The following is a 23,837-nucleotide window of genomic DNA, read 5'->3' as shown; positions in this document are numbered from 1 at the left end:
ATGAAGTTAGCCATTGTTACGGCCTGCCCGAACGGCCAGGTCAGCAGCGTGCTCAGCGCCCGGTTGCTGGACGCGGCAGCGCAGCGTCAGGGTTGGAGCACCAACGTTGAAATCCATGATCCGCACACGCCCGGCAATCGTTTATCGCCCGAGGCCGTAGCGGCGGCGGATTGGGTATTGGTCGTCAATACCGGTCCGCTGGACCTGAGCCGGTTTGTCGGCAAGCGTCTGTTTCAGACGTCACCGGCCCAAGCGTTGCAGGATGTCGAAAGCTTTTTGCGCATGGCAGCCGAGCAGGCGACGGTCTATGTCGCCCCGCAAACGGCGCCACTGCAAACGGTCGCAAGTACTGGCGCAAAGCCAAAGCTGGTCGCGGTCACTGCTTGCCCGACCGGGGTTGCCCATACCTTTATGGCCGCCGAAGCCATCCAGCAAGCGGCCAAGCGCCTCGGCTACGACCTGCAGGTCGAAACCCAGGGCTCGGTCGGCGCGCGTAACCCGCTCAGTGCCCAAGCCATTGCCGACGCCGATGTGGTGTTGCTTGCCGCAGACATCGAGGTCAACACCGAGCGTTTCGCCGGTAAGCGCATTTATCGTTGCGGCACCGGCATTGCCCTCAAACAGGCTGAGGCCACGCTGAAAAAAGCTTTGGCTGACGGGCAGGTCGAGTCTTCGGCTGCCGCCGGTCAAGTCGCCCCGAGACAAGAGAAAAGTGGGGTCTATAAGCACCTGCTGACGGGCGTGTCGTTCATGCTGCCGATGGTGGTGGCGGGGGGCTTGTTGATTGCGCTGTCGTTCGTTTTCGGCATCACCGCGTTCAAGGAACAGGGCACCCTGGCTGCCGCGCTGATGCAGATCGGTGGAGACGCTGCGTTCAAACTGATGGTGCCGTTGCTCGCCGGTTACATCGCCTATTCCATCGCCGACCGTCCGGGCCTGGCGCCGGGGATGATCGGCGGGTTGCTCGCCAGCACCCTGGGCGCCGGTTTTATTGGCGGGATCATCGCCGGCTTCCTGGCCGGTTACAGCGCATGGGCGATCAATCGTTATGCGCGATTGCCCGCCAGTGTCGAGGCGCTCAAGCCGATTTTGATCATCCCGCTGCTGTCGAGTCTGTTCACCGGGCTGGTGATGATCTACGTGGTCGGCAAGCCGGTAGCAGGCATGCTCGAGGCGTTGACGCATTTCCTCGACAGCATGGGCACGACCAACGCGATCCTGCTCGGTGTGTTGCTTGGCGCGATGATGTGCGTCGACCTGGGCGGGCCGATCAACAAGGCGTCTTACGCGTTCTCGGTCGGGCTGTTGGCGTCGCAGAGTTATGCCCCGATGGCCGCCGCGATGGCAGCGGGCATGGTGCCGCCGATTGGCATGGGGATCGCCAGCTTTATCGCGCGGCACAAGTTTGCACAGAGTGAACGCGAGGCCGGTAAAGCTGCGCTGGTGTTGGGGTTGTGCTTCATCTCCGAAGGCGCGATTCCTTTTGCGGCCAAGGACCCGTTGCGGGTGATTCCCGCGAGTGTCGCTGGCGGCGCGTTGACCGGTGCTTTGTCGATGTTTTTCGGCTGCAAACTGATGGCGCCTCACGGCGGCCTGTTCGTCATGCTGATCCCCAACGCGATCAACCATGCGCTGTTGTATTTAGTCGCCATCGTCGCAGGGAGTTTACTGACGGGGGTAGCGTATGCGGTTTTGAAGCGGCCGGAAGGGGTGGAAATGGAAGGGGTGCCGGTGGTCTGACGGACCGAGCCTCCTATCAAAAAACCTATAACAAATTGATTGATAAGTAATTTTTAAAAAATAAAATGATCCCATGTAGGCGCTGACTTGTTTGCGAATCGGCTACGCAGCAGTCGTAAAATGGCTGGATTCACCCCCGCATGAAGGTCGTCCCGCCCTTTTCGCAGACAAGTCAGCTCCTACGTCCATGGGCCTATTGCACGATTCCACTTCCACTACCCTCGCGTGGTGGATTGCCAGTACGCCTCAGAAAAGGGACGGGGGCGCTCTACAAAACGCAAATTCCCTGCGGCTTTAGAATCCTGGCTGGCCTATCATTAGCCACCTAACGACAGGTCAGGGTTTGAACCGCATGCTGGGTATATTTTTTGAAACCCTGAACATCACCGCGCCCGTGTTTGCCATGCTGTTTCTGGGCGTGTTGCTCAAGCGGGTGGGCTGGATCAACGACAGCTTTATCCATACAGCTTCCGCGCTGGTGTTCAACGTCACCATGCCTGCGCTGTTGTTTCTCGGCATTATTCATGCGGATCTGCATGCGGCCTTGCAGCCCAGGCTGCTCGCTTATTTTGTCGTGGCGACGTTGCTGAGTTTTGCCTTGTCCTGGGGGTGGGCGATCTGGCGTTGCCCACATGAGGATCGCGGGATTTATACCCAGGGCGCCTTTCGCGGGAACAACGGCGTCATCGGCCTGGCCCTGGCTGCCAGCATGTACGGCGACTATGGCATTTCCCTGGGGGCGATTCTCGCTGCGCTGGTGATCCTGTTTTACAACACGCTGTCGACCATCGTGTTGGCAGTCTACAGCCCGGTGATCAAGTCCGATCCGTGGAGCGTATTCAAAAGCATCCTGTGCAACCCCTTGATCATCAGCGTGCTGGCAGCCGCGCCTTTTGCCTATTTCAACATCGGCTTACCGGGTTGGCTGGAAACGTCCGGCAAGTACCTGGCGCAGATGACCTTGCCGCTGGCATTGATCTGCATCGGCGGCACCTTGTCACTGGCGGCATTGCGCAAGAGTGGTGACATGGCAGTCAGCGCCAGTCTGGTGAAGATGGTCTGGCTGCCGGTGTTCTGTACCTTGGGCGCCTGGCTGTGTGGTTTTCGCGGGGCGGAACTGGGGATTCTGTTCCTGTACTTCGGCAGCCCGACCGCTGCGGCCAGCTTTGTCATGGCGCGTGCGGCCAATGGCAATCATGAGCTGGCTGCGGCGATCATCGTCATCACCACCCTGGCGGCGGCGGTGACGACTAACCTCGGCATTTTCATTCTGCAATGGGGCGGTTGGATCTAGTCCGCTTTTTGGTAGGTGTCGATCACTTCCTGCGCTGCACGAAACGCATCGATCGCCGCCGGTACGCCGGCATACACCGCACAATGCAGCAGCGCTTCGCGAATCTCTTCGACCGTACAGCCATTGTTCAACGCGCCGCGCACATGGCCTTTGAGTTCTTGCGGGCATTTGAGCGCGGTAAGGGCAGCAAGGGTGATCAGGCTGCGGGTTTTCAGCGGCAGACCTTCGCGGTTCCAGACGCTGCCCCACGCATGTTCGTTGACGAAATCCTGCAGCGGTTGGGTGAAGTCGGTGGCGTTGTTCAGCGCCCGGTCGACGAATGCATCACCCATTACCTGGCGGCGCATGTTTACGCCGCTGTTATTGCTGTCAGTCATGGCAATCTCCTCAATGTTGGCGCCGCCAGGCTCGAACTGTACTGAGCGCAAGCAAGGCGGCAAGCAGGGGTAGCACGAAATGAATCATCAGTTTTTCAAGGGTGTCAGCCAGCGGCATGCCGGTGGTGAACGAAATAATATGCAGCCCATAGGCGCCATACAGGGCCAGGAGCAGCAAGCCTTCAGCGCGGGTTACCCGCAGACCTGAATAGAACACTGGCAGGCAGAGTGTCGCGACAGCCAGCATGACCGGTATATCGAAACTCAGCGCGTTGGGCGAGACCGATAGAGGGGCCGGCGCGATCAAGGCGGTCAGGCCGAGCACCCCCAGCAGGTTGAACAGATTGCTGCCAATCACGTTGCCGGCGGCAATGTCCCGCTCGCCACGCCACGCGGCGATCAACGAGGTGGTCAATGCCGGCAGCGAGGTGCTGACGGCGATAACGGTCAGTCCGATTATCCGTTCGGAAAGGCCCAGGTCCTGGGCTATCACCACGGCGGCTTCCACCAATAAGCGTCCGCCGACCACCAGCAAGGCCAGACCGCAGGCCATTACCACCAGACTGCTGAACCATGGAGCTTTCTTGTGCAGTGCCTCTGTCGGGGTATTTTTCTGAAGATGACTGTGGCTACTGCCATGCGCGGATCGACGCAGCAGGATCAACAGATAAATCAAAAGGGTAATCAGCAGGATCGAGCCATCCAGCGCGCTGAGCTCACCATTGTACGAGAGGCCGAAGACCAACAGGCTGGCGCCGATCATCAGTGGAATATCCACGCGCACCAACTGTCTGGCCACCCGTAGCGGAATGATTAGCGCCGAGAAACCAAGGGTTACCAGGATATTGAAGATATTGCTGCCGATCACGCTGCCCACGGCGATGTCCGGGCTGTCGGAAAAGGCTGCTTGCAGGCTGACCGCCATTTGCGGGGCGCTACTGCCCAGTGCGACCACGGTCAGGCCAATGATGAGCGGGCGGACCTTAAGGCTGGCGGCCAGACGCACAGCAGCGCGTACCGACAGCTCGGCACCGATCACCAGCAGGAGCAAGCCACCAAACAGCTGAAGCAGGCTTGGCAGCGGAAGCGTCGATAGCTCGAGAATTCAGATCACCCTTCAGTCGCTCAAGGTTTGCACGCGCACTCGCGTTACGCCGCTGTGCAGCATACCCAGTTGTGCAGCGGCTTTGCGTGACAAATCAATCAAGCGCCCACGGACATGCGGGCCTCGGTCGTTGATACGTACTACGACGGTCTTGTCGTTGTCCAGATCGGTGACCAACACCCGCGTGCCGAAAGGCAGCTCGCGATGGGCGGCGGTCAGGGCGTTTTGATCGAAGCGTTCACCACTGGCGGTACGTTTGCCTTGATGTTTGGCGCCGTAATAGCTGGCGCCGCCGACTTCGTTGTAACCGCGTGGGTCGATGTTATGGCTGGCGCAACCGGCCAGTAGAGTAAGCAGTGCACAAGCGCTGAAGAGCCGCCACATGGATTTTGGTCCTTCATGTTGAGCAGGTTTGGGTCGGCACAAATCCCCTGATACAGGAGCTGACGCGCAACTACGCGTCCCGCTGTGAAGACCAGGCAGCGCGGTCGGTCAGATACTCCGCGCCGTATGGCCTTCGCAGACAAGTCAGTTACTACCCTGGGCCGATGTATCAGCCTTCGAGCTTGCTTTTGAGCAATTCGTTCACTTGTTGTGGGTTGGCTTTGCCCTTGGATACCTTCATTGCCTGACCAACGAAGAAACCGAACATTTTGCCGCGTTTGGCTTCATCGGCGGCGCGGTACTGTTCGACCTGTTCGGCGTTGGCGGCCAGCATCTCGTCCAGCATCGACTCAATGGCGCCACTGTCGGTGACTTGTTTCAGACCGCGCTGGGCAATGACCTCGTCAGCGCTGCCTTCACCGTTGGCCATGGCCTCGAACACCATTTTGGCAATTTTGCCGGAGATGGTGTTGTCGGTAATGCGCAGCAACATGCCGCCCAGCTGCTCGGCACTGACCGGTGCTTGCTCGATTTCCAGGCCCAGTTTGTTCAACAGGCTACCCAGTTCGACCATGACCCAGTTGGCCGCCAGCTTGGCGTCGCCGCCGATGCTGACTACTTTTTCGAAGTAATCGGCTTGCTCGCGGCTCGACGCCAGCACGCTCGCGTCGTAGGCCGACAGACCGAATTGCGCCTGGAAGCGCTCGCGCTTTTGCGGCGGCAGCTCAGGCAGGGTGGCGCGCACTTCAACCAGGAACGCGTCTTCGATCACCACGGGCAGCAGGTCTGGATCGGGGAAGTAACGGTAGTCGTTGGCTTCCTCCTTGCTGCGCATGGAGCGGGTTTCGTCTTTGGCTGGGTCGTACAGGCGGGTTTGCTGGATGACCCGGCCGCCGTCTTCGATCAGCTCGATCTGGCGTTGTACTTCGGTGTTGATCGCCTTCTCGATGAAGCGGAACGAGTTGACGTTCTTGATCTCGCAACGCGTGCCGTATTCAACCTGGCCCATTGGCCGGATCGACACGTTACAGTCGCAGCGCAGCGAACCTTCGGCCATGTTGCCATCGCAGATGCCCAGGTAACGAACCAGCGCGTGGATCGCCTTGACGTAAGCCACGGCCTCCTTGGCGGTGCGCATGTCCGGCTCGGACACGATTTCCAGCAATGGCGTGCCAGCGCGGTTGAGGTCAATCCCAGTCATGCCGCTGAAGTCTTCATGCAGGCTTTTGCCCGCATCTTCTTCCAGGTGCGCGCGGGTAATGCCGACCCGTTTGACCGTGCCGTCTTCCAGCGTGATATCCAGGTGGCCTTTGCCGACGATTGGCAGCTCCATCTGGCTGATCTGGTAGCCCTTGGGCAAGTCCGGGTAGAAGTAGTTCTTGCGCGAGAACACATTGTGCTGACCGATCTCGGCATCAATCGCCAGACCGAACTTGACCGCCATGCGCACCGCTTCTTCGTTCAGCACCGGCAACACGCCTGGCATGCCCAGGTCGATCAGGCTGGCCTGGGTGTTGGGCTCAGAACCGAATGTGGTGCTGCTGCCGGAGAAAATCTTCGATTGGGTGGCGAGCTGGGTGTGAATTTCCAGCCCGATCACAACTTCCCATTGCATGTTCATTCCTCAAAAAATGCCAGGGAGATTTGAAAGTGTAGCGAGCGACGGCAAGACAAGGCGGAAACTGGCGAGCAAGCGGAGTTGACTTTAGTCAATGAGCATTGCGAGCCAGTTTTCAACGCAGTATTACCGAGCGCAGCAGCTTTCAAAATCCCTGGGGGGCGCGGGTGTGCCAGTCAGTGACTTGCTGATACTGATGCGCGACGTTGAGCAGGCGGCCTTCCTGGAAGTACGGGGCGAGCAGTTGCACGCCGACCGGCAGGCCCTCGACGAAACCGGCAGGCATGGACAAGCCCGGCAGGCCCGCGAGGTTGGCGGTAATGGTGTAGAAATCTTCCAGATAGGCAGAAATCGGGTCGTTGTTCTTGGCGCCGATTTTCCAGGCCGGGTTAGGCGTGGTCGGACCGAGGATCACGTCGACTTCAGCGAACGCGTTCATGAAGTCGTTCTTGATCAGGCGCCGGACTTTCTGCGCTTGCAGGTAATAAGCGTCGTAGTAACCGGCCGACAGTACGTAAGCACCGACCAGGATCCGCCGCTGAACTTCCGGGCCGAAGCCTTCGGCGCGTGAGCGCTTGTACAGATCGGTCAGGTCTTTCGGGTCTTCGCAGCGATAGCCAAACCGCACACCGTCGAAGCGCGAGAGGTTGGAGGATGCTTCCGCCGGGGCGATCACGTAATAGGCCGGGATCCCGTGTTGCAGGTTCGGCAGGCTGACGTCCTTGACCACGGCACCGAGCTTTTCCAGCTCCTTGACGCTTTCAAGTACCAGCTCGGCGATGCGCGGGTCGAGACCCGCGCCGAAGTATTCTTTCGGGATGCCGATGCGCAGGCCTTGCAGCGAGCCATTGAGGCAGGCGGAATAATCCGGCACAGGCTCGTCGATGCTGGTCGAGTCCTTTGGATCGAAACCGGCCATGCCTTGCAGGAGCAGGGCACAGTCTTCCGCGTTACGCGCAAGCGGGCCGGCCTGATCGAGGCTGGAGGCATAAGCGATCATGCCCCAGCGCGAAACGCGACCGTACGTCGGTTTCAGGCCGGTAAGGTTGGTCAGCGCTGCCGGTTGGCGAATCGATCCGCCGGTGTCAGTGCCCGTTGCAGCAGGTATCAGACGAGCGGCAACGGCGGCTGCCGAACCACCGGACGAACCGCCGGGAACGTATTCGAGGTTCCACGGGTTTTTCACCGGGCCGTAGTAGCTCGATTCATTGGCAGAACCCATGGCGAATTCGTCCATGTTGGTCTTGCCCAGCGTGACCGTGCCGGCAGCCGCGAGCTTGGCAACTACGGTTGCGTCATACGGTGATGTAAAGTTGTCGAGCATCTTCGAGCCGCAGCTGGTGCGTACGCCCTCAGTGCAGAACAAGTCTTTATGCGCCAGTGGCGCGCCCAGCAGCGGACCGCTCTCACCGGCTGCGCGGCGAGCATCGGCAGCTTGCGCCTGGCTGATCGCCAGCGCTTCGGTCTGTGTGATGAAGCTATTGAGCTGCGGGTCGAGCTGGGCGATACGCGCCAGCAGAACCCGGGTCAATTCTTCGGAAGAAAACTTTTTGTCGGCGAGTCCGCGGGCGATCTCGGCCAGAGTCAATTGATGCATTGCAGGCTCTTTCCCTTACTCGATGACTTTCGGAACCAGATACAGGCCTTTTTCGACCGCTGGTGCGATGGCTTGGTAAGTCTCGCGATTATTTCGCTCGGTCACGACGTCCGCACGCAGACGTTGAGAGGCCTCCAGCGGGTGCGCAAGGGGCTCTATACCGCTGGTATCGACGGCCTGCATCTGGCTGACCAGTTCGAGGATACTATTAAGTGCTTCGGTAGTACGCGGAATATCGGCGTCATTGAGGCCAAGTCGAGCCAAATGAGCGATTTTTTCCACGTCGGAGCGTTCAAGCGCCATGGGATTCTCCAGTGGAAAGCAAACGGATGTCATCCGTGTGGTAGATTGTCGGAACACTATCGCATTTCTACGGTCATAAGGCCGCGAACGTCTAGGGTCGTGCTCGGAAAAACAGCCAATTTAACATATTGGCTCCTTGCCCAAAATCCCTGTCGTTGTTAGAGTTTGCCGCACTTTTTTACCCACGCGTTGCCTAGGGTCCCTTTCCCATGTTCAAGAAACTGCGTGGCATGTTTTCCAGCGATCTGTCTATCGACCTGGGCACTGCCAACACCCTTATTTACGTGCGAGAGCGCGGTATTGTTCTGAATGAACCGTCGGTTGTGGCCATTCGCACCCACGGTAATCAGAAGAGCGTCGTTGCTGTCGGGATGGAGGCCAAGCGTATGCTGGGCCGGACTCCAGGCAATATTGCAGCTATTCGCCCAATGAAAGACGGTGTTATCGCCGATTTCAGTGTGTGCGAAAAAATGCTGCAGTACTTCATCAACAAGGTTCACGAAAACAGCTTTCTGCAGCCTAGCCCTCGTGTGCTGATCTGCGTACCGTGCAAATCCACCCAGGTGGAGCGCCGGGCGATCCGTGAATCAGCTCTGGGTGCGGGCGCTCGCGAAGTGTTTCTGATCGAAGAGCCAATGGCTGCGGCAATCGGTGCAGGTCTGCCGGTTGAAGAAGCTCGCGGTTCGATGGTGGTCGATATCGGTGGTGGTACCACTGAAATCGCGCTGATCTCCCTCAACGGTGTGGTGTATGCCGAATCCGTGCGCGTGGGCGGCGACCGTTTCGACGAAGCGATCATCACCTATGTGCGCCGTAACTACGGCAGCCTGATCGGTGAGTCGACTGCAGAACGCATCAAGCAGGAGATTGGTACGGCCTACCCGGGCGGTGAAGTACGTGAAGTCGACGTACGTGGTCGTAACCTGGCCGAAGGCGTTCCACGTGCCTTCACCCTGAACTCCAACGAAGTGCTTGAAGCACTGCAGGAGTCCTTGGCGACTATCGTTCAGGCGGTGAAAAGCGCCCTGGAACAATCGCCGCCGGAACTGGCTTCGGACATCGCCGAACGCGGTCTGGTGCTCACGGGTGGTGGCGCGTTGCTGCGTGACCTGGACAAACTGCTGGCTCAGGAAACCGGTTTGCCGGTGATCGTTGCCGAAGACCCGCTGACCTGCGTTGCTCGTGGCGGTGGTCGTGCCCTGGAAATGATGGATAAGCACACCATGGATCTGCTCTCCAGCGAATAAGTTCGCCGGACGACTCTCCACGTGGCCCCGTTTACAGGTAGCACTCAGTAGTGCTACCTGTATGCGTTGGGCTGACGCCAACATTTGGTGTTCAACTTCTCAATCTGCGTCCAGGCCGGTTCCATGCCGAATAAGCACAACCCGTTGAAGCTCAACCCAGCAAAAACATGCCTGGGAGGAGCGGCCTATTAAACCGCTTTTCGCAAAAGGTCCCTCTCTGGGCGTGCGCCTGTTGGTGCTGGTGGTGTTGTCGGTTGCGCTGATGGTAGTGGATGCCCGCTTTACGGTGCTCAAGCCCGTTCGCAGTCAGATGTCACTGGTGTTGATGCAGTCGTACTGGGTCGCTGATCTACCACAGCGCTTGTACCAGGGTGTCGCCAGCCAGTTCGGCAGTCGTACCGAACTGATCGCCGAAAACGAAAAGCTCAAGACCGAAGCCTTGCTCCTGCAAGGGCGCCTGCAAAAACTGGCGGCCTTGACCGAGCAGAACGTACGTCTGCGCGAGTTGCTCAACTCTTCCGCACTGGTCAATGAAAAGGTCGAAGTGGCCGAGTTGATCGGCATGGACCCCAACCCCTTCACGCATCGCATCATCATCAACAAAGGCGAGCGCGATGGGGTGGTCCTCGGTCAGCCGGTACTCGATGCCCGTGGCTTGATGGGGCAGGTGGTCGAACTGATGCCCTACACCTCACGGGTCCTGCTGCTGACAGACACGACCCACAGCATTCCTGTGCAGGTCAATCGTAACGGTCTGCGTGCCATTGCCAGCGGCACCGGTAACCCGGAGCGCCTGGAATTACGCCACGTCGCCGACACCGCTGATATCAAGGAAGGCGATTTGCTGGTGAGTTCCGGCCTCGGTCAGCGCTTCCCGGCAGGTTATCCGGTGGCGACGGTCAAAGAAGTGATCCATGACTCCGGTCAGCCGTTCGCCATCGTGCGTGCGGTGCCGACCGCTGCGCTGAATCGCAGTCGTTACCTGTTGCTGGTGTTCAGTGATAGCCGCTCGCCTGAGCAGCGCGCCGCCGATGCGGCGCAAGCCCAGGAAGCGATTGATCGGCAAGCAGCCGACCCTGCCGCAACCCCAGCCAATCCCGCTGCGGCCCATGCACCCGCTACTGCGCCGACGATCCCGGCGGCTACGCATGCAAATCCTGCGTCCGCTGCGCCTGCCCACGCGCCTGCAGCGTCTGCCACTCATTCACCGGCAACCGCTGTGTCGAAACCGGTCGCCAAGCCCGCTACGTCCAAGCCAGCGGTCGCCGCGCCTGCTACCCCTCGGGAGAGGCAATAATGGTTAATCTCGCCCGTGCAAAAAACGGCTGGGTGGTCTGGTTCACGTTCGCGGTAGGTTTACTGCTGAGCGTTTCACCATTGCCGCAGTTCATGGAAATCTTTCGCCCGCTATGGCTGGCACTGCTATTGGCTTTCTGGGCATTGGCGTTACCGCACAAAATCGGTATGACCACCGCCTGGCTGCTCGGTCTGGCCGAGGACGTGCTGTATGGCACGTTGCTGGGGCAGAACGCGCTGATCCTGACCCTGATTACCTTCCTTGTGTTGTCGTTGCAGCAGCGCTTGCGTATGTTCCCGATGTGGCAACAAAGTCTGGTGATTCTGGTGATTTTCGGTCTGGCGCAGTTGGCTCAGCTCTGGCTCAGCGCCTTGACCGGCAATCGTCAGCCGACGCTTGCACTGGTGTTGCCAGCGCTGGTCAGCGCGTTATTGTGGCCGTGGGTGAGTTATGGCCTGCGAGGGTTGCGTAACCGCTTGAGTATCAATTAGGCGGATTCACATTCGCCTGACGTTTCGCCCCGTGACATGTTTTGCGTAGCGCGTATTGCAGAGTGGCAACGCCCACGATCACTGACAGGGAGATGTCCTTATGCCCCCGCTCTATCTGGCTTCGGGCTCACCCCGTCGCCGTGAACTGCTGACGCAGATAGGCGTGCCTTTTACTTCGCTCAGTGCACAGATCGATGAAACCCCTTTGCCCGACGAGGCCCCGATGGCCTACGTCGAACGGCTTGCGCGAGGCAAAGCCGAGGCCGGTCTGGCGTTGCTGGCAGTCAGCGAAGGGGGCTCCAGCCCTTGTGTGATCGGTGCTGACACCGCCGTGGCGCTCAATGGAAAAATCCTCGGCAAGCCGGTCGACGAAGCCGATGCCCTGGCGATGTTGAGCGCCTTGTCCAGCCATGAACACGAAGTGCTGACTGCCATCGCTGTGATCAACAACCAGCGTTGTGAAACCCGTGTGGTCCGCAGTCTGGTGCGCTTTCGCTCGATTCAGGTTGAGGAAGCCAAGGCTTACTGGGCCAGCGGCGAGCCACACGACAAAGCAGGCGGTTACGCGATTCAGGGGCTGGCGGCTATTTTTGTCGCCGATCTGCACGGCAGTTATTCGGCGGTGGTCGGATTGCCGTTGTGCGAAACCGCAGAACTTCTTGGCCGTTTCGGCATACCCTGTTGGCAACGCCTGGAAGGTAATAAACCATGAGTGAAGAGATTCTGATCAACATCACGCCGATGGAGTCGCGTGTTGCCGTGGTTGAGAACGGTGTGCTGCAGGAAGTCCACGTTGAGCGGACCCAGCGTCGCGGCATCGTCGGCAACATTTATAAAGGCAAAGTCGTACGGGTTCTACCCGGCATGCAAGCGGCCTTCATCAACATCGGCCTGGACCGCGCAGCGTTCATTCATGCGTCGGAAATTTCAATGCGCGAAGGTCCGGCCGTTGAAAGCATCAGTGCGCTGGTGCATGAAGGCCAGAGCTTGGTAGTGCAGGTCACCAAAGACCCGATTGGCAGCAAAGGTGCGCGTCTGACCACGCAATTGTCGATCCCGTCGCGCTATCTGGTGTACATGCCCAAAACCTCCCACGTCGGGATCTCCTTGAAAATCGAAGACGAAGCCGAGCGCGAGCGTCTTAAAAAGGTGGTCACCGATTGTGTTGCGCTGGAAGGTATCAAGGAGGCCGGCGGTTTCATCCTGCGCACGGCAGCTGAAGGCGCTGGTGCGGATGAAATCCTGATGGATATCCGCTACCTGCGCCGTCTCTGGGATCAGATCGGCGAGCAGATCAAGACCGTGGGAGCCCCCAGCGTTATTTATGAAGACCTGGGCCTGGCCCTGCGCACCCTGCGGGATTTGGTCAGCCCGCGCATCGAGAAGATCCGTATCGATTCGCGCGAGACCTTCCAGCGGACCACCCAATTTGTCGCCGAGCTGATGCCGGAAATCGCGGATCGCCTGGAGCATTACCCAGGGGAGCGACCCATTTTCGACCTGTACGGTGTCGAAGATGAAATCCAGAAAGCCCTAGACCGCAAAGTGCCACTCAAATCCGGCGGGTATCTGGTCATCGATCCAGCCGAAGCGATGAGCACCATTGACGTGAACACCGGGGCGTTCGTCGGTCATCGAAACCTCGAAGAGACCATCTTCAAGACCAACCTGGAAGCGGCCACCGCGATTGCCCGTCAATTGCGCCTGCGCAATCTGGGCGGGATCATCATCATCGACTTCATCGACATGGAGGATGGCGAGCACCAACGCCAGGTCCTGCGTACGTTGGAGAAACAACTGGAGCGTGATCACGCCAAAACCAACATCATCGGTATTACCGAGTTGGGCCTGGTGCAGATGACCCGCAAGCGCACCCGCGAAAGCCTTGAACAAGTGCTGTGCGAGCCTTGCAGCAGTTGCCAGGGGCGCGGCAAGTTGAAGACGCCCGAGACGGTCTGTTATGAAATTTTTCGCGAAATATTGCGTGAAGCCCGCGCTTATCAAGCGGAAGGCTATCGTGTATTAGCCAATCAGAAAGTCGTGGACCGTTTGCTCGATGAAGAGTCGGGTAACGTTGCCGAGCTGGAAGGTTTTATCGGTCGTACCATTCGTTTTCAGGTCGAGACCATGTATTCCCAAGAACAATATGACGTGGTGTTGCTCTAACTCACCAACAATCCGTCAGCTTCAGTACTAATGGCAGGAAGCCTTCTAATGAGAACTCTGCGTGGCAAATGAGCAATTCCTGACCCCATCGATGACTGCACGGCCGCGTCGCCTGCACGCGCAGCCTTCAGCCCTGAGGGCCAGCTGACATGGAGCGTCTGACGCGTTTTCTTGCCGCCTTGACTCGCTGGAGTCTGGGCGTGTGCGCTTTGGGGTTAGTCTTGACGGCGCTGTATGTCAGCCTCGGCCGACAGCTAGTGCCCTTGGTGGCCGAGTACCGTGGTGAAGTTGAAACCGAGGCCCGCGCGGCGCTGAATATGCCGTTGAGTATTGGCAGCCTCGAAGGTCGCTGGCACGGTTTTACCCCAACACTGCTGGCTCACGATGTGATGGTGGGCGAGGGCGCCAGTGCCCTGCGGCTGGACAATGTGCGGGCGGTGCCTGACATCTGGGCCAGCCTGTTGGCCCGTGAAGTGCGCATCGCTCACCTGGAATTCAATGGCCTGCAACTGAGTCTCAAAGAAGACAAGGATGGCCATTGGGCGCTTCAGGGTTTGCCGGTCAAGGACGATAAGCCCTTCGACCCGGAACAGTTGTTGACCCAGATGCAGGCGGTTGCAGAGCTGTCGTTGCTCGACAGCCAGATCACCTTTCAGCCATACGAACAGGCGCCTTCGACCCTCACGTACGTCAGCTTCAGTTTGCGCACCGGGAGCAGCAGTCAGCGCCTGGACGCGCGTATGACTTTGCCTGATGGTCAGCCGATGGCGCTCAACCTGCGCTCGCGGGTGCAGGCGGAAAACTGGCGTGATGGCGAGGCCGATGTCTACTTGAGCCTGCCGCAGAGTGACTGGGCGCGCTGGTTGCCGGCCAGCCTGACCCGGCAATGGACGGTCTCCACACTCAAGGCTGGCGGTGAGTTCTGGCTGACCTGGGGCAAAGGCACGCTGCAAAGTGCTGTGGCGCGAGTCAATGCCCCGCTGTTGAAAGGGGTCTATGCCGCTCGCAAGGCGACGAAAATCGATAATCTGGCACTCAACGCCTGGTTCCAGCGCAGTAACAGTGGTTTCAGCCTGTCGCTTGAGTCATTGGCCATGAACCTTGGCGACAAACGTTGGGAAAGCCGCATTCAGCTCAAGCAGCAGGACGCGACCCCGGACGTTGAAGAGCTTTGGCATGTGCAGGCCGATCGCCTGGACCTGACGCCGATCACCCCGATACTCGATTCCCTGGCGCCATTACCGGACGCGCTGATGACGGTGCTCGACAACCTGAAAGTCACGGGTGGATTGCGCAACGTGCTGCTCGATTACCGGCCACAAGCCGAGGGCGACAAACGTCTAAGCTTTGCGGCCAATCTGGACAAGGTCGGCTTCAATGCCTATCACGGCGCACCGGCGGCCGGGAATGTCAGCGGCAGCATCAGCGGTGATCTGGGGCAAGGCGAACTGCGCCTGGCTACGGATGACTTCATGCTGCATTTGTACCCGATATTCACTCATCCCTGGCAATACCGAAAGGCCAATGCCCGGCTGACCTGGAAGCTGGATGAGCAAGGCTTTACCCTGATTGCCCCGTACATCCAAGTGGTGGGCGACGAAGGAAAAATCGCCAGCGACTTTCTGATACGCCTGCATTTCGATAGCACCCAGGAAGACTACATGGATCTTCGGGTCGGCATGGTCGAGGGTGACGGTCGTTACACTGCCAAGTACCTGCCAGCCGTGCTCAGCCCGGCACTGGACGGATGGCTGCGCACCGCGATCCTGGGAGGCGCGGTGGATCAGGGGTTCTTCCAGTATCAAGGCTCGCTCAGAAGCGATGCAACAGCCGCTGCGCGCAGCATCAGTCTGTTTTTCAAGGTGCACGACGCCTCGCTGGCGTTCCAGCCGGGCTGGCCACAGCTCAATGGCGTGGACGGGGATGTATTCGTCGAGGACAGCGGAGTCCGCATCAAAGCCAGCAAGGGCAGGCTTCTGGATACCCAGGTCAGCAATGTCCAGGTCAATATTCCGCATGTGACTAACGGGCAAGTCAGTCACTTGCTGGTCGACGGTGATTTCGTCGGTGGTTTGGGTGATGGCCTGAAGATTCTTCAGGAGGCCCCCATCGGCACGGCGGATATGTTTGCGGGCTGGCAAGGCGACGGTTCGTTGCAGGGCAAGCTGAAGTTGGACATTCCCCTGGCTAAAGGCGAAGGGCAGAAGATTGCAGTGGACTTCAATACCGCCGCTGCACGCTTGAAGCTGAGCGAGCCGCCGCTGGAGTTGACTCAGCTCAAGGGGGCATTCCGTTTCGACAACGCCAAGGGCTTGAGCGGCAGCGGCATACGCGCTCAAGCGTTTGAGCGGCCGATCACCGCGCAGATTTATGCGGAAGGAAAACCGGGGGCGATCACCACCCGAGTCGTCGCCAATGGTCAGGTTGCACTGAAGAAACTCACCGATTGGCTCGGCGATACTCAGCCGTTGCCGGTGTCCGGTGACTTGCCGTACCAGGTGCAGATCACCCTTGACGGGGCCGACAGTCAACTGCGGGTCAACTCAAACCTAAAAGGTTTGGCTGTCGATCTTCCTGCACCCTTTGGCAAAACGGCTGATGACGTGCGAGAGAGCGAGTTTCGCATGACCTTGCGCGGCGCTGACCGGCGTTACTGGGCCACTTACGATGCTTTGGCCAATCTGGCATTCGTGGCGCCAGGCGGCAATATCGCAGAAGGCCGGGGCGAGCTTTTTCTCGGCACGGACGCTGCGGTTCTGCCTGACCCTAAAGGTTTAAGAGTGCGCGGGGCACTGTCCGAGTTGGACATTGCGCCATGGAAAACCATCGTCGAACGCTACGCTGGTAATGATCCCGGGGGCAGCGCCAAGCAGTTACTGCGTAGCGCAAACCTGCAGATTGGAAAATTGAATGCGCTGGGCACCACGCTTGATCAGGTCGATGTGCAGCTCAATCGAAAAGACGCCTCCTGGTCTTTGGCGGTCGACAGCGCCTTGCTCAAGGGCACGGCCAGCCTGCCCGATGCAAAAGCCGCCCCTATTGGCATTGACCTTCTCTACGTGCGTTTGCCTGCGCCTGATCCCAATGCAGCGGCGGTAGAGAATGGCAAGGACCCACTGGTCGATGTCGATCCACGGCAGATTCCGGCGATGGATATCAAGGTCTCTCAGTTGTTCCAGGGTGATCAGTTGATCGGAGCGTGGTCGCTCAAAACCAGGCCAACCGCTGCGGGCGTGCGGCTTTCCGATTTGAGTATGGGGCTCAAGGGGATGTTGTTACAGGGCGACGGTGGCTGGGAAGGCGCGCCGGGATCGACCAGCAGCTGGTACAAGGGCCGTGTCGGCGGCAAGAATATTGCGGATGTACTGAAGGCTTGGGGTTTTGCACCCACCGTGACCAGCGATACGTTCGAGCTGAACGCCGACGGCCGTTGGCCCGGTTCGCCTGCCTGGATTGGGATCAAGCGCTACTCGGGCAGCCTGGATGCCACGTTGCGCTCCGGCCAGTTCGTTGAAGTGGAGGGGGGCGCCCAAGCCCTGAGGGTGTTCGGTCTGCTCAACTTCAACTCCATAGGTCGTCGTTTGCGCCTGGACTTCTCGGACTTGCTTGGCAAGGGCTTGAGTTACGACCGGGTCAAAGGGCTGCTGGTCTCCAGTGATGGGGTGTACGTGACCCGTAACCCGATCACCCTGACCGGACCGTCGAGCAATATTGAACTTGAGGGCACGCTGGACATGGTCAACGACCGGGTCGATGCCAAGCTACTGGTGACATTGCCGGTGACCAATAACTTGCCGATTGCGGCGTTACTCGTCGGCGCGCCGGCCATTGGTGGGGCCTTGTTCCTGGTCGACAAACTGCTGGGTGACCGCGTGGCGCGATTCGCTAGTGTGCAGTACCGCGTTGAAGGCCCTTGGAAAGAGCCGAAGATCACGTTCGACAAACCCTTTGAAAAACCTCAATAGCGCGCCATGGAGTACAGTGGTGGCACGTCTTGTCCGGAGCGCGCCATGTCTTTTGCTGTAGTTCAAATGGTCAGCCAGAGCGATGTCCTGGTCAATCTGACTCACGCTCGCCGCCTGCTTGAACAGGCTGCCGAGTCTGGAGCGCGCCTGGCGGTGCTCCCGGAAAATTTTGCCGCCATGGGCCGTCGCGACGTTGCCGATATCGGTCGCGCCGAGGCTCAAGGCCAGGGTCCGATCCTGCCATGGTTGAAACTGGCCGCTCGCGACCTCAAATTATGGATAGTGGCTGGCACGTTACCGCTACCACCGGCTGATCGGCCGCGGGGTAAAGTCACCGCGTGTTCATTGCTGATCGATGAACACGGCGAGCAAGTGGCACGCTATGACAAACTGCATTTGTTCGATGTGGACGTTGCCGACAACCGTGGGCGTTATCGGGAGTCGGATGATTACGCCCATGGTGACAATGTGGTGGTCGCCGATACGCCGGTGGGACGTCTGGGTTTGAGCGTGTGTTACGACCTGCGCTTCCCTGAGTTGTATAGCGCGCTGCGTGAAGCGGGTGCGCAATTGATCACTGCACCGTCGGCCTTCACTGCTGTCACCGGTGCCGCGCATTGGGACATCCTGATCCGGGCGCGTGCGATAGAGACCCAGTGCTATGTGCTGGCGGCGGCGCAAGGGGGACTGCACCCCGGTCCAAGGGAAACCTACGGGCATGCTGCGATCATCGACCCTTGGGGGCGCGTGCTGGCTGAGCAGGCCCAGGGCGAAGCGGTGCTGCTGGCCGAACGTGATAGCGATGAACAGGCGTCCATACGGGCGCGGATGCCGGTGTCTGATCACCGGCGATTTTTTTCGCGGGACGCATTGCGGCCTGCGCACACCTCGGAGTGAATATGAGCGACTTGTCCTCTGTCAGCGAACACCTTTTAGCGCCTGGCGGCCTGAGCCTCGACAGCTTGCAGTCGGTACTGGGCGAGCTGGCTGGCCCAGGGATCGATGCGGCTGACCTGTATTTCCAGGGGCAGATTTCCGAGTCCTGGTCGTTGGAAGACGGCATCGTCAAGGAAGGCAGTTTCAACCTCGATCAGGGCGTCGGTGTACGGGCGCAATCGGGTGAGAAAACCGGATTTGCCTACAGCAATGCGATTACCCCTGAGGCCCTGAGCCTTGCCGCACGTGCTGCGCGTTCGATTTCCCGCGCCGGGCAGGAAGGTCAGGTGCAAGCATTCACCACGCAGGATGTGGCCCAGTTGTATGCGCCGGACAACCCTCTGGACGTGATGACGCGCGCGGAAAAGGTCGAGCTGCTCAAGCGCATCGACGTTGCCACGCGAGCATTGGATGCACGTATTCAGCAGGTCACGGTCAGCATGGCCGGGGTTTGGGAGCGGATTCTGATCGCGTCCACCGATGGCAGCCTGGCGGCGGATGTGCGTCCGCTGGTGCGTTTTAATGTCAGTGTTATCGTCGAGCAGAATGGCAGACGCGAACGAGGTGGTCATGGCGGTGGCGGGCGTACCGATTACCGGTACTTCCTCACGGATGACCGTGCCATGGGTTATGCCCGTGAAGCGTTGCGTCAGGCACTGGTGAATCTTGAAGCGATCCCCGCACCTGCTGGCACGTTGCCGGTGGTGCTCGGTTCCGGTTGGTCCGGCGTACTGCTGCACGAAGCGGTTGGCCATGGTCTGGAAGGCGATTTCAACCGCAAAGGCAGCTCGGCGTATAGCGGGCGAATGGGTGAAATGGTGGCGTCCAAGCTGTGCACTATCGTCGATGATGGCACGCTGGCCGGTCGTCGAGGCTCGTTGACGGTGGACGATGAAGGCACGCCGACCCACTGCACCACGCTGATCGAAAACGGCGTGCTCAAGGGTTACATGCAGGACAAGCTCAACGCTCGGTTGATGGGCGTGGCACGTACCGGTAACGGTCGTCGCGAGTCCTATGCGCACCTGCCAATGCCCCGCATGACCAACACTTACATGCTGGCCGGGCAAAGCGACCCGGAGGAAATCATCGCGTCGGTGAAGAGGGGTATCTACTGCGCCAACCTCGGCGGCGGTCAGGTTGATATCACCAGCGGCAAATTCGTGTTTTCGACCAGTGAGGCCTATTTGATCGAAGACGGTAAAATCACTGCGCCAGTCAAAGGTGCGACCTTGATCGGTAATGGGCCTGAAGCCATGAGTCGAGTGTCGATGGTCGGTAACGACCTGGCGTTGGACAGCGGCGTGGGCACCTGCGGCAAAGACGGTCAGTCAGTGCCAGTAGGTGTCGGTCAGCCGACCTTGAAGATCGATGCGATCACGGTAGGCGGTACGGGGTCCTGAAAGACTGCGCCGAATGAATCGCAGGGTGCGACTCATTCGGTGCTTGAACACTAGCGCAGGCCGCGCTTTATGTCGTCCAGGTCGCGGATGTACTTGAACAGTTTGCGGCTGGCGGCAGGTGGCTTGCTTTGGGCAAGTTCATGCTGGGCCTGGCGTATAAGCGAACGCAGTTGCTGACGATCTGCTTCCGGATAGTCGCCGACAAACTTCTCGAGTACGTCGTCGGTGCCTGTGATCAAGCGATCACGCCAGCGTTCCAGACCGTGAAAACGTTCGTTGTATTGGCGAGTGGAGGCATCAAGTTGATCAAGCAACACCAAAATGGCGTCCAGGTCTTGATCGCGCATCAGCTTGCCGATGAACAGGATATGCCGTTTACGCGCAATGTTTGCGGTGTGCTTGGGCGCTTCGGCCAAGGCCCGGCGCAGCGCGTCGGTCAAGGGCAGTTTCGCCAGCAAGTCAGGCTTGAGTGTTGTCAGGCGCTCGCCAAGGTCAACCAGAGCATGAAGCTCGCGTTTGACCTGAGTTTTGCTTTTACCCTCATCGAGGGAGTCGTCGTAAGAATCAACCATGGGGGCAGTCCGCTAATAAACGCCGCCATGATAACCAGTCAGGGGCCACTTGTCCGGCCCGGTCGGTATTCGGCTTGTGCCGAAAGCAGAATTTGATGGAGAAAGTCATGAGTACAGCTCAAAGCGTAGGCCCGCAAGCCTTGCCTGCACTGCAAGAACAGGTCGAGCAAATCATTGCCGAAGCCAAGCGTCAGGGCGCAAGCGCCTGTGAAGTGGCGGTGTCCCTGGAGCAGGGCTTGTCGACCACGGTTCGCCAGCGTGAAGTGGAAACTGTCGAGTTCAATCGCGATCAGGGCTTTGGTATCACCTTGTATGTCGGTCAGCGCAAAGGCTCGGCCAGTACCTCCGCCAGTGGCGCTGACGCTATTCGCGAAACCGTAGCGGCGGCGTTGGCGATTGCCAAACACACCTCCGAAGATGAATGCTCCGGCCTCGCCGACGCTGCGCTGATGGCTAAAGAACAGCCAGACTTTGATCTATTCCACGCGTGGGATATCACCCCGGAACAAGCCATTGAGCGTGCCTTGATCTGTGAGGCGGCGGCGTTCGATGCCGACAGCCGGATCAAAAATGCCGACGGCACCACGCTCAACACCCATCAAGGGTGTCGCGTGTATGGCAATAGCCACGGTTTTGTTGGCGGCTCTGCCTCGACACGCCACAGCTTGAGCTGCGTGATGATCGCCGAGGGCGAAGGGCAGATGCAGCGCGACTACTGGTACGACGTGAGTCGCCAGGGCGAGTTGTTGGCGGACGCACAAAGCATTGGCCGTCGCGCGGCACAGCGTGCGGCCAGCCGCTTGGGTGCGCGCCCGGTACCGACGTGTGAAGTTCCGGTGTTGTTCGCTGCGGAATTGGCGGGCAGCTTGTTTGGCCATCTTTTGTCCGCCATTTCCGGCGGCAATCTGTATCGCAAATCATCCTTTCTGGAAGGAGCGATGGGGCAGCGCCTGTTTCCTGAATGGCTGACTCTCGACGAACGGCCGCACCTGATGCGCGCCATGGGGAGCTCGGCGTTCGACGGTGATGGCTTGGCAACCTATGCCAAACCATTTGTGGAGAATGGCGATTTAGTGTCCTACGTTCTGGGTACTTACTCAGGCCGCAAGCTAGGTTTGCCGAGTACAGCCAACTCAGGCGGCGTGCATAACCTGTTCGTCACCCACGGTGTGGAAGATCAGGCAGCGCTGCTGCGCCGCATGGGTCGCGGCTTGCTGGTCACTGAGTTGATGGGCAGTGGTTTGAATATGGTCACCGGCGACTACTCTCGTGGAGCGGCAGGCTTTTGGGTCGAGAACGGCGAAATCCAGTTCCCGGTTCAGGAAGTCACCATCGCCGGCAACCTGCGCGACATGTTCAAACAAATCGTCGCCGTCGGCAGCGATCTCGAACTGCGCAGCAATATCCGCACAGGCTCTGTGTTGATCGAGCGCATGACGGTTGCGGGTAGCTGATCTGCATTAAAAAAGGCGCTTCATGCTCGCTGCACGAAGCGCCTTAATCTTAATGTACGAGCGGCCTCAATACGCGGCACTGTCACACAGTAAACTCGGTCGAGGTAGGCGCTGACTTGTCTGCGAATAAGCCCGGCACGGGCTTCCGGCAGGTTTGGGTTTGACCCGGGGTCTACAGATTTACGAAAGCTCACCTCTCGTATTCCAATCACATAGATTTTTTTAATAGCTCCAGGCCTGCCCGCGAATGAGTCAATACGGTCCGTCGCCTGCTGTCACTCGCCTTCATCAAACCGATTGTTGATCAGCTCAATCAAGTCTTCGAGTGCTGCCTGTTCGTCTTCGCCTTCAGTATGCAGGTGGATATCGGTGCCTTTTCCTGCTGCCAGCATCATCACGGCCATGATGCTTTTGCCGTCGACCATGCTGTCGGGCGCGCGACCTACTCTGATCTGGCAGGGGAATCTTCCGGCGACGCCGACGAATTTAGCGGCGGCGCGCGCGTGCAAGCCAAGCTTGTTGATGATAGTGATTTGACGAACGGGCATCGCGATGAGGGTCCTTTCAGCTGAGGTCGCGGTGGCGGACCTGAACGTTCTTGAGGGATTGTTGCAAGACCTGACCCAGGCGCTCGGTCAGGTAGACAGAGCGGTGGTGCCCGCCGGTGCAGCCAATGGCAATAGTCACGTAGGCGCGGTTGCTGGCTGCAAAGCGTGGCAACCATTTGTTCAGGTACGCGTAGATGTCCTGGAACATCTCTTCTACATCCGGCTGTGCCGTCAAATAATCGGCTACGGGCTGGTCGAGCCCGGACAGTTCGCGCAACTCCGGCTTCCAGTAGGGATTGGGCAGGCAGCGCACATCGAATACAAGATCAGCATCTACTGGCATGCCACGTTTGAAACCAAACGACTCAACCAGAAACGCGGTGCCTGGCTCCGGCTTGTTCAGCAGGCGCAGTTTGAGCATGTCACGTAGTTGATAGAGGTTCAGGTGCGTGGTGTTGATTTTCAGATCGGCCAGATCGATGATCGGCCCAAGCAGGTTGCTCTCGTCACGTATCGCTTCGGCAAGCGAGCGGTTGGTGCTGCTCAGGGGGTGGCGACGACGGGTTTCAGAGAATCGTTTTAGCAGGGTCTCTTCATCGGCGTCGAGGTACAGCACATCGCATTGGATGTGGCGGCTGCGGACCTCTTCCAGTAATTCGGGAAAACGCGACAGATGGCTCGGCAGATTGCGCGCGTCGATGGACACGGCGACCAGCGGCTGAGCCAGTTCGGTATGAATCAGGGCACGTTCAGCCAGCTCCGGGAGCAGGCCTGCAGGCAGGTTGTCGATGCAATAGAAGCCGTTGTCTTCCAGTACATCCAGTGCTGTGCTCTTGCCGGAGCCGGATCGGCCGCTGACGATGATCATGCGCATCATTAATGGCCGTTCTGCACGTCCAGCACCACTTGATAAAGCGCTTCATCGCTTTGGGCGCTGCGTAGGCGGTCGCGCACATCGGCGCGGTCGAGCATGCTGGCTATCTGACGCAGCAGCTCCAGGTGTTCGTCGGTGGCGGCTTCCGGGACTAGAAGGACAAAAAGCAGGTCTACAGGCCTGCCGTCGATGGCGTCAAAATCTACGGGGGTGTCGAGGTGCAGGAGGGCGCTGATGGGCATTGGGCAGCCCGCCAGCCGGCAATGCGGGATGGCGATGCCATTGCCGAAACCGGTCGAGCCGAGTTTTTCGCGGGCAATAAGGCTCGTGAGTACCAAGTCCGAATCAAGCTCCGTTTCACGGCCGATCAGTTTGGCAACTTGCTCAAGAACATTTTTTTTACTGCTGCTCGGCACGTTCACGAGTGAACGGCCGGCAGTCAGGATATTTTCAAGTCGGATCATGG

21 protein-coding genes are annotated in these 23,837 nt (G+C 59.0%); 11 read left to right on the top strand and 10 right to left on the bottom strand.

Annotated elements, in window-relative coordinates:
* Together QN399_RS13780 and QN399_RS13775 are read left to right on the top strand one after the other, a co-directional pair.
* Positions 1–1,740 (top strand): PTS fructose-like transporter subunit IIB, encoded by a 1,740-nt coding sequence (locus QN399_RS13780; protein WP_323566285.1) that lies wholly within the window; start codon positions 1–3, stop codon positions 1,738–1,740.
* 352 nt (positions 1,741–2,092) lie between these two features.
* Positions 2,093–3,034: an AEC family transporter gene (locus QN399_RS13775; protein WP_322181927.1), complete on the top strand. Its 942-nt coding sequence runs from the start codon at positions 2,093–2,095 to the stop codon at positions 3,032–3,034.
* Here the strand turns inward: QN399_RS13775 and QN399_RS13770 are convergent.
* The 6 genes from QN399_RS13770 to gatC all read right to left on the bottom strand — a co-directional run bounded on the left by QN399_RS13770 (position 3,031) and on the right by gatC (position 8,418).
* On the bottom strand, positions 3,031–3,411 hold the full coding sequence (locus tag QN399_RS13770; RefSeq protein ID WP_322181925.1) for a carboxymuconolactone decarboxylase family protein: 381 nt from the start codon (positions 3,409–3,411) through the stop codon (positions 3,031–3,033). The genes QN399_RS13775 and QN399_RS13770 overlap by 4 nt on opposite strands.
* Before the next feature lie 10 nt (positions 3,412–3,421).
* A complete protein-coding gene (locus tag QN399_RS13765) occupies positions 3,422–4,483 on the bottom strand; it encodes a calcium/sodium antiporter (RefSeq protein ID WP_330201055.1) in 1,062 nt (353 codons plus the stop codon).
* 45 nt (positions 4,484–4,528) lie between these two features.
* Positions 4,529–4,900 (bottom strand): septal ring lytic transglycosylase RlpA family protein, encoded by a 372-nt coding sequence (locus tag QN399_RS13760; RefSeq protein WP_322181923.1) that lies wholly within the window; start codon positions 4,898–4,900, stop codon positions 4,529–4,531.
* 169 nt (positions 4,901–5,069) lie between these two features.
* On the bottom strand, positions 5,070–6,515 hold the full coding sequence (gatB, locus tag QN399_RS13755) for an Asp-tRNA(Asn)/Glu-tRNA(Gln) amidotransferase subunit GatB (protein ID WP_322181921.1): 1,446 nt from the start codon (positions 6,513–6,515) through the stop codon (positions 5,070–5,072).
* 148 nt (positions 6,516–6,663) lie between these two features.
* Positions 6,664–8,115, bottom strand: a complete 1,452-nt coding sequence (gene gatA, locus QN399_RS13750; protein ID WP_322181919.1) for an Asp-tRNA(Asn)/Glu-tRNA(Gln) amidotransferase subunit GatA — start codon at positions 8,113–8,115, stop codon at positions 6,664–6,666.
* A 15-nt stretch (positions 8,116–8,130) separates the two neighbouring features.
* Positions 8,131–8,418: an Asp-tRNA(Asn)/Glu-tRNA(Gln) amidotransferase subunit GatC gene (gatC, locus tag QN399_RS13745; protein WP_219062314.1), complete on the bottom strand. Its 288-nt coding sequence runs from the start codon at positions 8,416–8,418 to the stop codon at positions 8,131–8,133.
* Positions 8,419–8,627: 209 nt separating this feature from the next.
* On the opposite strand from gatC, the gene mreB reads away from it, so the two are divergent.
* From mreB to tldD, 8 genes are all read left to right on the top strand, one after another.
* Positions 8,628–9,665, top strand: a complete 1,038-nt coding sequence (mreB, locus tag QN399_RS13740) for a rod shape-determining protein MreB (protein ID WP_020292894.1) — start codon at positions 8,628–8,630, stop codon at positions 9,663–9,665.
* A 187-nt stretch (positions 9,666–9,852) separates the two neighbouring features.
* Positions 9,853–10,962: a rod shape-determining protein MreC gene (gene mreC / locus QN399_RS13735; RefSeq protein ID WP_322278456.1), complete on the top strand. Its 1,110-nt coding sequence runs from the start codon at positions 9,853–9,855 to the stop codon at positions 10,960–10,962.
* Positions 10,962–11,453, top strand: coding sequence for a rod shape-determining protein MreD (gene mreD / locus QN399_RS13730; protein ID WP_219062313.1), 492 nt, complete (start codon positions 10,962–10,964; stop codon positions 11,451–11,453). Before mreC ends, mreD begins: the two co-directional genes overlap by 1 nt.
* Before the next feature lie 100 nt (positions 11,454–11,553).
* Positions 11,554–12,165 (top strand): Maf family protein, encoded by a 612-nt coding sequence (locus tag QN399_RS13725; protein WP_322181912.1) that lies wholly within the window; start codon positions 11,554–11,556, stop codon positions 12,163–12,165.
* Positions 12,162–13,619: a ribonuclease G gene (rng, locus tag QN399_RS13720; RefSeq protein WP_322181910.1), complete on the top strand. Its 1,458-nt coding sequence runs from the start codon at positions 12,162–12,164 to the stop codon at positions 13,617–13,619. Before QN399_RS13725 ends, rng begins: the two co-directional genes overlap by 4 nt.
* Positions 13,620–13,768: 149 nt before the next feature.
* On the top strand, positions 13,769–17,584 hold the full coding sequence (locus QN399_RS13715) for a YhdP family protein (RefSeq protein WP_322217986.1): 3,816 nt from the start codon (positions 13,769–13,771) through the stop codon (positions 17,582–17,584).
* Positions 17,585–17,629: 45 nt separating this feature from the next.
* A complete protein-coding gene (locus tag QN399_RS13710; protein WP_322217983.1) occupies positions 17,630–18,481 on the top strand; it encodes a carbon-nitrogen hydrolase family protein in 852 nt (283 codons plus the stop codon).
* Between the two features lie 2 nt (positions 18,482–18,483).
* Positions 18,484–19,923: a metalloprotease TldD gene (gene tldD, locus QN399_RS13705; RefSeq protein ID WP_322181904.1), complete on the top strand. Its 1,440-nt coding sequence runs from the start codon at positions 18,484–18,486 to the stop codon at positions 19,921–19,923.
* 50 nt (positions 19,924–19,973) lie between these two features.
* On the opposite strand, the gene yjgA is transcribed toward tldD, so the two are convergent.
* The gene (yjgA, locus tag QN399_RS13700; RefSeq protein ID WP_322181902.1) at positions 19,974–20,495 is read right to left on the bottom strand and encodes a ribosome biogenesis factor YjgA; all 522 of its coding nucleotides are present in this window, start codon (positions 20,493–20,495) and stop codon (positions 19,974–19,976) included.
* A 107-nt stretch (positions 20,496–20,602) separates the two neighbouring features.
* Between yjgA and pmbA the strand changes: the two genes are divergently transcribed.
* Complete coding sequence (gene pmbA, locus QN399_RS13695) at positions 20,603–21,949, top strand: metalloprotease PmbA (RefSeq protein WP_322181899.1); 1,347 nt, start codon at positions 20,603–20,605, stop codon at positions 21,947–21,949.
* Positions 21,950–22,224: 275 nt separating this feature from the next.
* Here the strand turns inward: pmbA and QN399_RS13690 are convergent, their stop codons facing one another.
* Genes QN399_RS13690 through ptsN form a run of 3 tightly spaced genes read right to left on the bottom strand, consistent with a single transcriptional unit; the run spans position 22,225 to position 23,835 of the window.
* Positions 22,225–22,497 carry an HPr family phosphocarrier protein gene (locus tag QN399_RS13690; protein ID WP_322181895.1) on the bottom strand — a complete coding sequence of 91 codons (273 nt, stop codon included), beginning with the start codon at positions 22,495–22,497 and terminating at the stop codon, positions 22,225–22,227.
* 16 nt (positions 22,498–22,513) lie between these two features.
* Complete coding sequence (gene rapZ / locus QN399_RS13685) at positions 22,514–23,371, bottom strand: RNase adapter RapZ (protein ID WP_330201054.1); 858 nt, start codon at positions 23,369–23,371, stop codon at positions 22,514–22,516.
* Between the two features lie 2 nt (positions 23,372–23,373).
* Positions 23,374–23,835, bottom strand: coding sequence for a PTS IIA-like nitrogen regulatory protein PtsN (ptsN, locus tag QN399_RS13680; protein WP_322181893.1), 462 nt, complete (start codon positions 23,833–23,835; stop codon positions 23,374–23,376).
* Between the last annotated feature and the right edge of the window lie 2 nt (positions 23,836–23,837).

Origin of the sequence: Pseudomonas sp. 10C3 (assembly GCF_036346185.1) — a bacterium.
Classification (GTDB): Bacteria; Pseudomonadota; Gammaproteobacteria; order Pseudomonadales; family Pseudomonadaceae; genus Aquipseudomonas.
This window is presented reverse-complemented; position numbering and strand designations above follow the sequence as displayed.

Coding starts and splice junctions, on each gene's coding strand:
- QN399_RS13780 (WP_323566285.1), top strand. CDS start 1: ATGAAGTTAGCCATTGTTACGGCCTGCCCGAACGGCCAGGTCAGCAGC.
- QN399_RS13775 (WP_322181927.1), top strand. CDS start 2,093: ATGCTGGGTATATTTTTTGAAACCCTGAACATCACCGCGCCCGTGTTT.
- QN399_RS13770 (WP_322181925.1), bottom strand. CDS start 3,411: ATGACTGACAGCAATAACAGCGGCGTAAACATGCGCCGCCAGGTAATG.
- QN399_RS13760 (WP_322181923.1), bottom strand. CDS start 4,900: ATGTGGCGGCTCTTCAGCGCTTGTGCACTGCTTACTCTACTGGCCGGT.
- gatB (WP_322181921.1), bottom strand. CDS start 6,515: ATGCAATGGGAAGTTGTGATCGGGCTGGAAATTCACACCCAGCTCGCC.
- gatA (WP_322181919.1), bottom strand. CDS start 8,115: ATGCATCAATTGACTCTGGCCGAGATCGCCCGCGGACTCGCCGACAAA.
- gatC (WP_219062314.1), bottom strand. CDS start 8,418: ATGGCGCTTGAACGCTCCGACGTGGAAAAAATCGCTCATTTGGCTCGA.
- mreB (WP_020292894.1), top strand. CDS start 8,628: ATGTTCAAGAAACTGCGTGGCATGTTTTCCAGCGATCTGTCTATCGAC.
- mreD (WP_219062313.1), top strand. CDS start 10,962: ATGGTTAATCTCGCCCGTGCAAAAAACGGCTGGGTGGTCTGGTTCACG.
- QN399_RS13725 (WP_322181912.1), top strand. CDS start 11,554: ATGCCCCCGCTCTATCTGGCTTCGGGCTCACCCCGTCGCCGTGAACTG.
- rng (WP_322181910.1), top strand. CDS start 12,162: ATGAGTGAAGAGATTCTGATCAACATCACGCCGATGGAGTCGCGTGTT.
- QN399_RS13715 (WP_322217986.1), top strand. CDS start 13,769: ATGGAGCGTCTGACGCGTTTTCTTGCCGCCTTGACTCGCTGGAGTCTG.
- QN399_RS13710 (WP_322217983.1), top strand. CDS start 17,630: ATGTCTTTTGCTGTAGTTCAAATGGTCAGCCAGAGCGATGTCCTGGTC.
- tldD (WP_322181904.1), top strand. CDS start 18,484: ATGAGCGACTTGTCCTCTGTCAGCGAACACCTTTTAGCGCCTGGCGGC.
- yjgA (WP_322181902.1), bottom strand. CDS start 20,495: ATGGTTGATTCTTACGACGACTCCCTCGATGAGGGTAAAAGCAAAACT.
- pmbA (WP_322181899.1), top strand. CDS start 20,603: ATGAGTACAGCTCAAAGCGTAGGCCCGCAAGCCTTGCCTGCACTGCAA.
- QN399_RS13690 (WP_322181895.1), bottom strand. CDS start 22,497: ATGCCCGTTCGTCAAATCACTATCATCAACAAGCTTGGCTTGCACGCG.
- rapZ (WP_330201054.1), bottom strand. CDS start 23,371: ATGCGCATGATCATCGTCAGCGGCCGATCCGGCTCCGGCAAGAGCACA.
- ptsN (WP_322181893.1), bottom strand. CDS start 23,835: ATGATCCGACTTGAAAATATCCTGACTGCCGGCCGTTCACTCGTGAAC.